Annotated in this window: 11 protein-coding genes; 4 read left to right on the top strand and 7 right to left on the bottom strand. The window is 55.0% G+C overall.

From position 1 onward, the window contains the following. Positions 1-238: 238 nt before the first annotated feature. Entirely contained in the window at positions 239-538 is a 300-nt protein-coding gene (locus R84865_RS11370; protein WP_435633187.1) for an accessory factor UbiK family protein, read from the bottom strand. A gap of 701 nt (positions 539-1,239) precedes the next feature. On the opposite strand from R84865_RS11370, the gene glnK reads away from it, so the two are divergent. Beyond that, complete coding sequence (gene glnK, locus R84865_RS11365) at positions 1,240-1,578, top strand: P-II family nitrogen regulator (protein ID WP_025733563.1); 339 nt, start codon at positions 1,240-1,242, stop codon at positions 1,576-1,578. Between the two features lie 56 nt (positions 1,579-1,634). On the opposite strand, the gene R84865_RS11360 is transcribed toward glnK, so the two are convergent. The 5 genes from R84865_RS11360 to R84865_RS11340 all read right to left on the bottom strand — a co-directional run bounded on the left by R84865_RS11360 (position 1,635) and on the right by R84865_RS11340 (position 6,608). Further along, positions 1,635-2,411, bottom strand: a complete 777-nt coding sequence (locus R84865_RS11360) for a ferredoxin--NADP reductase (RefSeq protein ID WP_435633188.1) — start codon at positions 2,409-2,411, stop codon at positions 1,635-1,637. Positions 2,412-2,613: 202 nt separating this feature from the next. Next, positions 2,614-3,429 (bottom strand): ABC transporter ATP-binding protein, encoded by an 816-nt coding sequence (locus R84865_RS11355; RefSeq protein ID WP_435639730.1) that lies wholly within the window; start codon positions 3,427-3,429, stop codon positions 2,614-2,616. Positions 3,430-3,522: 93 nt separating this feature from the next. Continuing rightward, complete coding sequence (locus R84865_RS11350; protein ID WP_435633190.1) at positions 3,523-4,587, bottom strand: FecCD family ABC transporter permease; 1,065 nt, start codon at positions 4,585-4,587, stop codon at positions 3,523-3,525. Positions 4,588-4,603: 16 nt separating this feature from the next. Then, positions 4,604-5,623 carry a FecCD family ABC transporter permease gene (locus tag R84865_RS11345; RefSeq protein WP_435639729.1) on the bottom strand — a complete coding sequence of 340 codons (1,020 nt, stop codon included), beginning with the start codon at positions 5,621-5,623 and terminating at the stop codon, positions 4,604-4,606. A 16-nt stretch (positions 5,624-5,639) separates the two neighbouring features. Then, entirely contained in the window at positions 5,640-6,608 is a 969-nt protein-coding gene (locus R84865_RS11340) for an ABC transporter substrate-binding protein (protein ID WP_435639728.1), read from the bottom strand. Positions 6,609-6,950: 342 nt separating this feature from the next. Between R84865_RS11340 and R84865_RS11335 the strand changes: the two genes are divergently transcribed. Together R84865_RS11335 and R84865_RS11330 are read left to right on the top strand one after the other, a co-directional pair. Beyond that, entirely contained in the window at positions 6,951-8,276 is a 1,326-nt protein-coding gene (locus R84865_RS11335; RefSeq protein WP_435639727.1) for a M10 family metallopeptidase C-terminal domain-containing protein, read from the top strand. A gap of 83 nt (positions 8,277-8,359) precedes the next feature. Continuing rightward, on the top strand, positions 8,360-9,691 hold the full coding sequence (locus R84865_RS11330) for a M10 family metallopeptidase C-terminal domain-containing protein (RefSeq protein ID WP_435633194.1): 1,332 nt from the start codon (positions 8,360-8,362) through the stop codon (positions 9,689-9,691). A gap of 68 nt (positions 9,692-9,759) precedes the next feature. Here R84865_RS11330 and hemE read toward each other — a convergent pair whose 3' ends face one another. Beyond that, entirely contained in the window at positions 9,760-10,821 is a 1,062-nt protein-coding gene (hemE, locus tag R84865_RS11325; RefSeq protein ID WP_435638013.1) for a uroporphyrinogen decarboxylase, read from the bottom strand. 272 nt (positions 10,822-11,093) lie between these two features. Between hemE and ribA the strand changes: the two genes are divergently transcribed. Next, positions 11,094-11,711, top strand: coding sequence for a GTP cyclohydrolase II (gene ribA, locus R84865_RS11320; RefSeq protein WP_435633196.1), 618 nt, complete (start codon positions 11,094-11,096; stop codon positions 11,709-11,711). Positions 11,712-11,740 lie beyond the last annotated feature (29 nt).

The raw sequence follows: 11,740 nt of genomic DNA, 5'->3' as shown, positions 1-11,740 counted from the left end.
ATCTACTACACTGAGGCCGCGGCTAGCGAGATGCCCCGCTAGCCGCGCGTAGCCAGTGGTCGGAAGGCATCGGCGCTTTACTGGTACGCCAGCGCTCATCGCCATTGACTCAAAAGCGAGCTGCCGTCGGCTGGTGCGCTGTGGAGGCCCGCTACCGGCAGAGGATGCCTTCGCAAAAAGCGGGAAGCCACGCAGACGACAGCATTAAAGCGCACGTTAGCACGTACGCAATTTATTACTATTCGTCGTTCGAATGGTCGGCCGAGCCGGACTCACTGCTCGCAGACGGCTGACCAGCAGCCAGTTGGGACTCCAGCTCGGCGAGGCGAGACTCGAGTGATTCCACACGAGAGCGAGTGCGAGTCAGCACGTCCATCATGATGTCGAAGTCTTCTCGCGACACTAGATCGAGTCGGTCGAAGGCACTTTTCATAGCGCCTTGCACGGTGCGCTGTAACTCTTCCGGGCCTTGCGAAACATTGGAAAGCTTATCGCCAATATTCTGCGCGATGCGACCGAAAATATCGTTATTGGACATAGTGTCCTACTCCTTGCCTGAAACGCGAGAGAGCGTCGAATAACGCTCTTGCTGGTGCAATGCACCGTTAACCACACATCTTCCACACTATTGACCGGAAATTCCAGTGCCAATCGCGTCGCTGCACCATCCGCATACCGCTGCCGAACCGTCCACCAGCAACTATAGCGCCGCGTGAAGCGAAACAGTGCAAAGCAGAAATGCATTGCACGCTGCCGCACCATTATGGCGCACTGAACGATTGCCGGCTCTAGACAGCGCTTACCAAGGCCCAGGCACACGCCGAAACCATGCGATAACTCAATGATTTTAATGATCAATTATCAGGAATGGCACGATGTCTGCCGTTAATTATTAACGTCAGACAATCATACAACCGGGCGCGGCAGCATATCGAAAGACGCAGAGGAACACGGCATCCCTTCAAAAGGAGCGGTCGAAGCGTCAATCAATGCACGAATTGCAGCGTTTTAATGCACGGATCGCAACGTTTTGACGAACGTGGGACGGGCGTTTATTCCGCAAGGGATAACGGTTACTGATCAATAGATTGCCCGATTCGCCAATGGCGAACAGGATGAAAAAACGCCAAATTGATTTATGCTAAAAGCACCTGTGCCGACACTCGACGACGGCCGCACGTTATGGCGTCATACTCCTAACAACGCGACCGACAACTGCATAACCAAGGAAAACTGACAATGAAACTGGTATCCGCCATCATCAAACCGTTCAAGCTGGACGATGTGCGCGAAGCACTCTCGGAAATCGGCATACAGGGCATTACCGTCACTGAAGTAAAAGGATTCGGACGCCAGAAGGGCCACACCGAGCTGTATCGCGGCGCTGAATACGTGGTCGATTTTCTGCCGAAAGTGAAGCTGGAAGCGGCAGTTGATGATGCCATGGTCGATCAGGTGATCGAAGCCATTACGTCTGTTGCCAATACCGGCAAGATTGGCGACGGCAAGATTTTTGTTGCCCCGCTTGAGCAGGTGATCCGCATCCGTACCGGCGAAACAGGCCCGGACGCGGTATAACCACAACGGCGCTCAATTGAGCGCCGTTGTGGATAGCAAGTAGATGACGTACGCGCCTATTTCTCGACGAAGGCGCGTTCAATCACGTAGTCGCCCGCTTCTCCCATCCGCGGCGACACCTTGAAGCCAAGCTCATCAAGCACCTGCGACGTTTCTTCCAGCATTGCCGGGCCACCGCAAATCATCGCGCGGTCGACAGCGGGGTCCAGCTGCGGCAGACCAATGTCGTTAGCCAACTTGCCGCTCCGGATATGATCGGTCAGGCGCCCTTGGGTGGCGAACTCATCCCGTGTCACCGTGGGGTAGTAGATCAGCTTCTCACGTACTTCTTCAGCCAGGTACTCGTGCTCAAGCAACTCACTGGAAATAAATTCACGATAGGCCAGTTCGCTGGTCCAGCGTACGCCGTGTACTAACACGATGCGTTCGAATCGCTCGTAGGTTTCAGGGTCCTGAATCAGGCTAATGAACGGCGCTAATCCGGTACCAGTGGATAGCAAATACAGATGGCGTCCTTCCCGCAAATCGTCGAGCACCAGCGTACCGGTAGGTTTGCGACTCACCAGCACCTTGTCGCCCACTTTGAGATGCTGTAACCGCGATGTTAATGGGCCGTCTGGCACCTTGATCGAGAAGAACTCAAGCTCATCGGCATAGTTGGGGCTAGCGATGGAATACGCTCTTACCAGCGGCCGACCTTCGACTTCTAGCCCAATCATGACGAATTGACCATTCTTGAAGCGTAGGCCGCGCTCTCTTGTGCATGTGAAGCTGAATAACGTGTCGTTCCAGTGCTTGACGGTCAGCACTTCTTCGCTTGAAAACTTACTCACTTGGAAGCCTCTCGAGCCATTCGATGAATAACAGAGTTCGGTGGCGTACTACGCTGGTGCCGTCATCAGACTCTGCCTGAAAAGTGTTTGTGCGAGCAATCTACTCGCCGACGCAATGCGTGCCCTCTTCATACAGCCGTTGAAGCATCGGACGGCGGCACGCTGGGGCATTCTTTACCCCGCTAGCCAACCTTGCAGACCGCTACTGGGCGCGGCGAATTTGCGTTAACACCGGACTGTTGGAAAGCGGATCGATAATCAATTCACACTCAATGTTGTAAAGCTCCCGCACCAAATCACGCGTCACAATCTCGGAAGGCACGCCTTCTGCCACGATAGCACCGTCCTTCATCGCTATCAGATGATCAGCATAGCGACACGCGCTCACCAGATCGTGCACCACCATCGCGATGGTTTTGCCTCCTTCTACCGACAGCCAGCGAATAAGCTCAAACACTTCGATTTGATGACCTAAATCCAACGCTGAGGTGGGCTCATCAAGCAGCAGTAAAGGCGTCGCCTGAGCGATGGTCATCGCCAGCCAGGCACGCTGACGCTGCCCACCCGACATCGACTCCAGCGGTCGATCAGCCAGCGCGTCGAGATCAGCGGCCTGCAAGGCAGCCTCTAAAATACGCTGATCGTCACGTGACCATTGCTGAAACCAGCTTTGATGCGGCTGGCGACCAAACTGTACCAGTTCGGAGACCGTCAGCCCTTCAGGCGCAGTGGCCTGCTGCGGCAGCAGCGCCAGCAGCGTTGCCACTTCGCGCGGCGCCATTGAATACACCGACCGTTGGTTCAGGCGTACTTCACCAGAACGCGGTGGAAGCAGTCGCGCCAGCGCTGATAGCAGCGTCGATTTTCCGCAGCCATTAGGCCCCACAATAGCGGTGATCTTGCCTTCTGGCAGCGCTACGCTGAGCCCATCGATAACCGTGCGATTACCATACCCCAGCACGACATTATGCGCGCTCAACTGCGCAGAACGATGAGCTGCGTGTAAAAGTTCGTCCATACCTCAACCTGCCGCAGCGTGTGCGTAGTGAACTTGAATCAGAGCATCGTTTCGGTGCCGGCGTAGATGCTCGCTTGTAGACGGTAACGGGCGTTAGAGCGTGGTGGAAATACGTCCGCGCAGCAGCATCCAGATCAACAGCGGGCTGCCCAACAACGATGTCACGATACCAACGGGAATTTCGACCGGTGAAAACAGCGTCCGTCCCAACAGATCGGCCAGCGCCATCAGTACGGCCCCAGCCATTGCAGAATTCACCACCGGCACACTGCGCTTGCTGGATAGCCAGCGCGCGCACTCAGGCCCCGCTAATGCGATCATGCCGACAGGGCCCGCCAGCGCCACTGCCAACGCTGCGCAGACGACCGCCAATGCCAGTGCCAGCACGCGCAATCTAACCGGGCGAAGCCCCCATCCTTGCGCCACTGCTTCCGCGAAACGCAGCCCCGAGAACTGGCGCGCGCAGCACAAGGCCGCTGGCAGGCACACCAGCAATCCTAGCCACATCATCCACTGAGCACCGCTGCCAGTGCTGTTAAGCGAGCCAACGGTCCAGGCGAAGGCTGCGTTGGCTTCATCAAGACTGCTACGCGCCAGCATCAGATTGGTCAGCGCACCGAACAGCGCCCCTACCCCCACCCCAACGATGATAAAACGGTAGCCACGCGTGCCGACACCACCCGCCAAGGCGAACGTCAGCGCCGTTGCTGTAACTGCGCCCACCAGCGCCCATAGCGGCGGTGCCAGCCCCATCGGTAGCGCCACAATAGAGGCAACAGCAAGCCCAGTGGCGCCATTGTTGATACCGATGATATCGGGCATCGCCAAGCGGTTACGGGTAAGGGTTTGCAGCAAACATCCGGCCAATGCGAACCCTGCCCCGCTGGCCAACGCCGCCCCGACACGCTCGAGCCGCAGTTGATAGATCAGATACACATTGATGGGGTCACCGTTGCCCAGTAGCGCGGTTATCACCTGCGCCGGCGACAGCATGATGGTACCGATACCCAGCGATAAAATCACGGCCACCACCAGCGCACCAGCAAGCACCGCGCCCCCTTTCAGCGAACGCTTGGGAAAGGTGACGCTGAACGTCTGCCAGCGCCACACCAAGGTGTCGCGGGGAGCGTTTAGCGCGGTCGCATTATTCCCTTTCATGCGGCTATTCATTGACTCAACCTTTCGCCTGTCCGGATGGAGTGCGTCGCAAGCGCACTACCGCGACCAGAATGGGGGCGCCCATGAAGGCAGTAACCACCCCGAGCGGCAGCTCTGAAGGAGGAACGACCAAGCGCGCAATAACATCGGATAGCAGGATAATCGCGGGGCCCAGCAGTGCACACAGCGGCAGCGAGCGCCTGATATCTGGCCCGACCATGCCGCGCGCCAGCGTTGGTACGATTAGCCCGAGGAAGGCAACCGGACCCGCCAGCGCGACCGCCACTCCCGATAGCAGTGCCACCGCGATAAGCGTTAGCCAGCGAGTCAAGCGCGGACGCTGTCCCAACGAGCTCGCCACGCTTTCTCCCAGCGCCAGTGTTGCCAGCGGCTTGGCGATGATGACGGTGAGCACCAGCCCCAACAGCAGCGGCACCTGCACGCTCGCCAGTTGATCGAAGCCACGCCCTGCCAGGGCGCCAATCGTCCAAAAGCGAATTTCATCAGCGGTACGTTGATCAATCAGCAGAATCAGTGACACCAACGATACCAGCAGACCTTTGAGCGCCGCCCCTGCCAGCACTAGCCGCACCGGATCATTGCCCACGCCCTTGATGCGCGCTGCTGCCAATACCAGTGCGCATCCACACAGCGCGCCGGCAACCGCCACCCACACTTGGATCGCCACCAGGTCGGCGCCCATGAGCAGCGCTATCGCGACCGCTGCAGTGGCAGAAGCACTGATGCCCAGCAAATCCGGCTCGGCCAACGGATTGCGCGTCACCGTTTGCAGCAGGTTACCGGCAATTCCCAACAGCGCGCCGACGACAATACCGACACAGGTTCGCGGGAATCTTAGTTCCGAAACCACGAACCAAGCATGCGAATCATCATTGCCAAACAGCGCCTTGGCAGCCTGCACAGCGGAGACATCGCCTGCGCCCAATAAAAGGCTGGCGCTCAGAGCAATTCCAAGCGCCAGTATCGACAACACGAAACCGCGCACAAAGCGTGCGCGGGGGGATACAGCATTCATCAATGCACTAGCCTATCTACGGGTGAGCGGCCTTTAGCTTCTGCTCTATTTGATCAAGCACCTGGTTCGCTGCAATGGGGCCAGCGGCACTGGTCCACAGCGAGCCGTCGACTGCAATCACGCGTTTGTTTTGCGCTACCTTCAACCGCTGGAAGGCCGGCTGTTTTTCTGCCGCCGCCAGCGCCTCGCGGCCCTCGCCATTCAGCGTTGCCAGTAGCAGCCAATCGCCGTCAATCTGATCGAGATTTTCAAGGCTCAGCACGTCCGAGTGCGGGCGCTTGGTCAACTGACTGGAAATCTTCGGGGCGATAAATCCTAAACGCCGCAGCAGGTCGTCAGCGAAGACCCGCTCGGACATCACGATTGGGCCTTGCGGGTTCCAGCGCACCAATGCCAAGTGCTGGTCGCGCTTGGGATTGATGGCTTTACCGATCTGATCGATGCGTTTATCGAGCTTGGCGTACACGCCGTTGATTTCCTGCTCTTTGCCCAGCGCCTGAGCGAACAGCCGGCTTTCATTCTGCCAATAATTTTCGGGGAAAGGGTTCTGTCGGTCGTGCTTGGGAACGATGGTCGGCGCAATCTGGCTCAGGCGCTGATACACCGAATCAGGCGTGAACGGGCTCGCCAGAATCAGGTCAGGGCGCTCGCTCAGTACCTTCTCGAAATTAACATCGCGCGGACCGCCGACGATATCGACCCCTTGCGCCTGGTCCTTGATGTAATCAGCTACGCTGGAGCCACCGCGCGTATACACGGCTCCCAACGGCTTGACGCCCACCGCGATAGAGGTATCGAGGGCCGCTTCGTAAAGCGTGACGACACGTTTCGGATGCTCGGGCACCGCAATATCGCCATGTGCGGTCGCCACGCTGCGCTGAGATTGCGCGTGGCTTACATTCACCACGCTTACCATCAGCGCAATGCATGCTCCCAGCACTAATAGAGCCCGAACGAAGGCCCGCGAGCAGATAGAAACCGGCATGTTGATCTCTCCCAGACAGCGGCGTGACGCACCTTTCAGCGGTGAGTCGCCGCCCCTTGCCTTAAGCGTATTTTCAACCTGCAACTAGACCACAAATGAGATGGAATATCAATTTCAGTGCGAGAATGAGGAATTCGATACATCGATAAATCGCACATCCTAAAAATTCAGTCTAAATTCCTAATTTTTTAAAAAACATTGATTATTACGCCACGTCTCTAGCGAAAATATAAGCACTCTAACAAACATACCATTTATATTCTGAAGATATTAAAAAATAATTGACCTGCTTTACTAATAATTATTAATTAGCCGAATTATTAGATCACCGAGAGCAATGTCATGTCTGCATATTCAGATATTATCAGGTTTCAGTTAATGGATAGTGAACGGGGCGACAACAGTATTTCCGGTAAGCCCTCCTACAGCGTAGAGCAAGCATCTGAGCAGCTGTTACGAGGTGGGTATTTCTGGCCAGTAAGCGACTCCGGCCCGACCGTCATTACCTACACGTTCATGACTAACGAGCTGTTTCCTGGCTACAACGACCAGATGGATGAATTCTCCGAGTTCTCGCTTGGCCAAAAAGAAGCGACTCGGCTCGCGCTGCGCTCCTGGTCGGATGTAGCCAACATAAAGTTTGTGGAGCAGCCCGACATGTTGGGAGATATCCGCTTTGGTAACGTTGGAAAAGGTCTTGATGACGGTGGTATCACCAGTGCCGCCCACAATGGCGAACATCTGGCCGCCGCAAATGTGTGGGTAAAAGCTGGCATGCCTGACCCCACCTTCGAGTCCTACGAGTTTGAAACGCTTGTTCACGAAATTGGCCATGCGCTGGGCCTGGAGCATCCAGGCGACTACGACGCCATACAAGGAGACAGCATTAACTACGCGGCGAATGCGCCCTACGTTGAAGACTCACGTATGTACTCCGTGATGAGCTACTGGGCCGAGCACGAAACCAACGGCGACTTTTACGGCACTTATGAAAGTGGCCCGATGCTGGATGACATCTACGCAGTTCAGCAGATTTACGGCTACAACCCAACCGCCTTCGCGGGCAATACCATCTACGGTTTCGACTCCAATACGGATCGGCAAATGTTCAGCGTATCGGCACCGTCGGACCGCATCGTTTTCTCCGTGTGGGACGCCGGTGGCGAAGATACGTTTGATTTTAGCGGCTATCCCCACGATCAAATCATCAATCTCAACCAAGGCGCATTTTCAAGCGTCGGCGGCTATTCGCACAATATCTCGATCGCGTTGGGCACCAACATCGAGAACCTCATCTCCGGATCTGGCAACGATATCCTCATCGGCAATGCCGGCAACAACAGCATTGACGGCGGCGACGGCGACAACATCTTCTATGGCGGCGGAGGCTCGGATACGCTCCGCGGGGGAAGTGGCCACGACGTTTTTGTCTATCTTGATCCCTCCGAATCTACCCGTGCAGAACCAGACTGCATTCTCGGTTTTAAGACGGGCATCGACCAGATCGATATAAGCGCCATGGCAGATTCGCTTATAACGCCCATTCAAGTTGCCTACGACGAGCAGTTCAATCGCTCCAAGCTATCGTCGATCACTGCCGACGGCCAAGATTTTGTTATCAACGTTGTTGGGGAAGTCGATCCTCTTAACGACATTATTTACCAATAACCAATGTTCCGTTAGTTCGCCAGTATCGATATTCGCAGAGTAATTATCTTACACACCACATTAATCGCTAAGGCACATTAAAAATGTCAACATATTATAATACTGTCGAGCAAATTCTACGCGACAATCAGCGCGGTGACTTTTGTTTCAATGGACTACCATCCTTTACTACCAACGACGCAGCAGCTGCATTGCTGCGAATCGACTATCGGTGGCCTGAGAAAATATATTCTCCTAATACGATCACTTATTCGTTCATGAATCGAGATAACTTTCCAGGGTTCGACCCAGGATTTACCACCTTCCAAGAGTTTTCAGAGCCACAGAAGGCTAGCGCGCGCACTGCCCTGCAATCCTGGAGCGATGTGGCCAATATTCAGTTTTTCGAGACTGACGGTAGCGCAGACATCATGTTCGCCATTGGAACAAACAATGATGAGTCCAGCGGTATTACGTGGCCATACTCCGTCTCTGACCGAGATCTGGTGCGAGCTCACGTATGGATGAAACCGTTTCCTAACGCCCCTTCCCCCGGCAACTACGAATATCAGGCTCTGACTCACGAGATCGGGCATGCTCTTGGGCTTGCGCATCCCGGTGACTACGACGCACAAGAGGGTGACATCTTTAATCTTAGCTATGCGCGAAACGCAGCATATCTCGAGGACGCAACTCCTTACACTATCATGAGCTATTGGACAGAAAACAACGTCGGGGCAGATTTCGAAGGACAAAACCTTACTGGGCCGATGATCGACGATATTACCGCCATTCAGACACTATATGGCCCTAATACTTCATCCTTTCTCGGCGATACCATCTACGGGTTCGATTCAAACACCGACAGGGAACGCTATACCCTAACGTCTGACCAGGACAAGCCTGTTTTCACGGTTTGGAACAGTAGCGGTGAAAACACCTTTAACTTCAGCCAGTATTCGAACGATCAGCTTATCAATCTCCAGCCCGGGTCATTCTCGAACGTTGGGGGCCTCAAGATGAACGTCTCCATCGCTTACGGTGCAACCGTCGATAACATTATATCGGGATCTGGAAACGACATATTGATCGGAAACGATAACAGCAACTACATTTCGGGCGGTGCAGGCAACGATATTATCTACGGCGGCCGGGGAGCAGACGTATTGGAAGGTGGGCCGGGGCACAATGTGTTCGTTTATACACAGCTTTCCGACTCAACGCCTGATGCACCTGATTGCATTCTCGACTTCCAAACCCATGTGGATAAAATCGATTTGAGCGGCATTGCGATCAAGTGCGATGGGGTCGTTAATTCCGTTTACGACGAGGGTAACAATTTTACCAGGGTCACCGTGGATGTAGATGACCAAACCTCCATGCTTATCAACGTCGTTGGGCAAGTCGACATCGCGAACGACATTATTATGGTTTAACGCGGCAGCCACTAAAAAGACAAAGCCAGACATCATGTCTGGCTTTTCGCTTGTACCACAAGGCTTTATTACAGGTGGTACCGCGGGCTCAACTCGTGAAGGGCGTTGAGCATGATGTTTACATTATCTGCCGGCGTATATTGGGAAATACCATGCCCCAGATTGAAAATATGCCCTTCGCCCTGCCCAAATGATTCAAGCGTGCGAGCTACCTCCTGACGGATCGTGTCGGCCGAACCAAACAGTACATTGGGATCCAGATTTCCTTGCAGTGCAACGCGCTCACCAATGCGAGCGCGTGCATTTCCAAGCTCTATGCCCCAATCGAGCCCCACGGCATCGCAGCCACTATCAGCGATACTTTCAAGCCACTGACCGCCTTGTTTGGTAAACAGGATAACCGGCACTTGGCGACCATCGTGCTCTCGAATCAGGCCGCTAACGATACGCTGCATATAATCGAGCGAGAAAGCCGAGTAGGCCGGCGTGGTGAGCACTCCGCCCCAGGTGTCGAAGATCTGCACCGCCTGCGCCCCAGCAAGAATTTGTGCATTCAAGTATTCGGTGACGGCATCCGCAAGCAGCGCCAGCAGCGCGTGTAGCGCCTCGGGATCGGAATACATCAATGCCTTGATATGGCGGAAGTCTTTGCTCGGGCCGCCTTCGACCATATAGGTCGCAAGTGTCCATGGGCTACCGGAGAATCCGATCAGCGGCACGCTATCGTTGAGCTCGCGACGAATCACACTGACCGCATCCGTTACATAGCGCAGATCACGCTTCACGTCGGGCTTTGCAAGCTTCGCTATCGCTTCTCGGTCGCGCACAGGGTGCGAGAAATGCGGCCCTTCGCCAGGCACAAAGTGCAGCCCCAGCCCCATTGCATCAGGAATGGTAAGAATGTCGGAAAACAGTATCGCGGCATCCAGCGCGTAGCGACGCAGCGGCTGCAGCGTTACTTCACAGGCAAGCTGAGTGTTGCGACACAGCGACATGAAATCCCCTGCCTGAGCACGTGTTTCTCGATATTCAGGCAGATATCGCCCCGCCTGACGCATCATCCAGACGGGTGTGCGATCGACGGCTTGCCGAGTAAGCGCGCGAAGGAAACGGTCGTTTTTCAAGGTCATCGGAGATTCTCATGCGGATGGCAAAATGCGCTTCATCAGGAAGCTCACGCTTGGTGCGGTGGAAAACATTCTAGCGGATATATCGCTGGATGCCGATGCATCTGACTGAGACGTCAACGAGCACGATCATCGCCGTTTTCCAATGCAATATATAACCAGCGTTTATAAGACGTTGGCATCGACCGGTGCTAAAGTGCCTACCAATTAAATTTACTAAGGAAGGGGGCGCGCCATGCCGCAGATAGCGGCCGCTACCCCACTGCGAGGAACCTGTGACACTGCGCTACGTATCCCACTGCCTGCTGCCTAATGCGATTGCTGAATTTACCATGCATGGCTTCGAGGATGATGAAACCGGACAGCAGCATATCGCGCTGACGCTCGGCGATATCGCTAACGGCGATCCTGTACTAGGACGCGTGCACTCCGAATGCTTGACGGGTGATGCGCTGTTTTCGCGTCGCTGTGACTGCGGCTTTCAGCTTGAAGAAGCACTAAAGCGAATTGCTGCGGAAGGACGCGGCGTACTCCTGTATCTACGCCAGGAAGGACGCGGCATAGGCCTGATCAACAAAATCAAGGCGTACCAATTACAGGACCAAGGTCTCGACACGGTAGAGGCCAATCATCAGCTTGGATTTGCTGCGGATCTGCGCACCTACGAGATGTGCGCACCCATGCTTGAACATCTGGGTATCAAGGCGCTCAAGCTGATGACCAATAATCCGCGCAAGGTGGACGCATTAACGCAAGTAGGCGTTGAAGTGGTAGAACGCCAGCCGCTCACTACCGGCCTGAATGCCTACAATGAGCGCTATCTATCCACCAAGGCCAGCAAGCTCGGCCATATGATGCGCCTCAGCGATTACACTCCCTTGGACGAGCATTAAGGCTGCCTGTCTTAATGCGGGAACCATTT

Origin of the sequence: Carnimonas bestiolae (assembly GCF_051251145.1) — a bacterium.
Taxonomy (GTDB): domain Bacteria; phylum Pseudomonadota; class Gammaproteobacteria; order Pseudomonadales; family Halomonadaceae; genus Carnimonas; species Carnimonas bestiolae.
The sequence above is the reverse complement of the archived record's forward strand: the minus strand, read 5'-3'. Positions and strand labels throughout refer to the sequence as shown.

What these genes read in the sequence shown, in the direction of transcription:
- R84865_RS11335 (WP_435639727.1), top strand. Translation starts at nt 6,951, where the DNA reads ATGTCTGCATATTCAGATATTATCAGGTTTCAGTTAATGGATAGTGAA.
- R84865_RS11350 (WP_435633190.1), bottom strand. Translation starts at nt 4,587, where the DNA reads ATGAAAGGGAATAATGCGACCGCGCTAAACGCTCCCCGCGACACCTTG.
- R84865_RS11355 (WP_435639730.1), bottom strand. Translation starts at nt 3,429, where the DNA reads ATGGACGAACTTTTACACGCAGCTCATCGTTCTGCGCAGTTGAGCGCG.
- R84865_RS11370 (WP_435633187.1), bottom strand. Translation starts at nt 538, where the DNA reads ATGTCCAATAACGATATTTTCGGTCGCATCGCGCAGAATATTGGCGAT.
- glnK (WP_025733563.1), top strand. Translation starts at nt 1,240, where the DNA reads ATGAAACTGGTATCCGCCATCATCAAACCGTTCAAGCTGGACGATGTG.
- R84865_RS11340 (WP_435639728.1), bottom strand. Translation starts at nt 6,608, where the DNA reads ATGCCGGTTTCTATCTGCTCGCGGGCCTTCGTTCGGGCTCTATTAGTG.
- R84865_RS11345 (WP_435639729.1), bottom strand. Translation starts at nt 5,623, where the DNA reads ATGAATGCTGTATCCCCCCGCGCACGCTTTGTGCGCGGTTTCGTGTTG.
- R84865_RS11330 (WP_435633194.1), top strand. Translation starts at nt 8,360, where the DNA reads ATGTCAACATATTATAATACTGTCGAGCAAATTCTACGCGACAATCAG.
- hemE (WP_435638013.1), bottom strand. Translation starts at nt 10,821, where the DNA reads ATGACCTTGAAAAACGACCGTTTCCTTCGCGCGCTTACTCGGCAAGCC.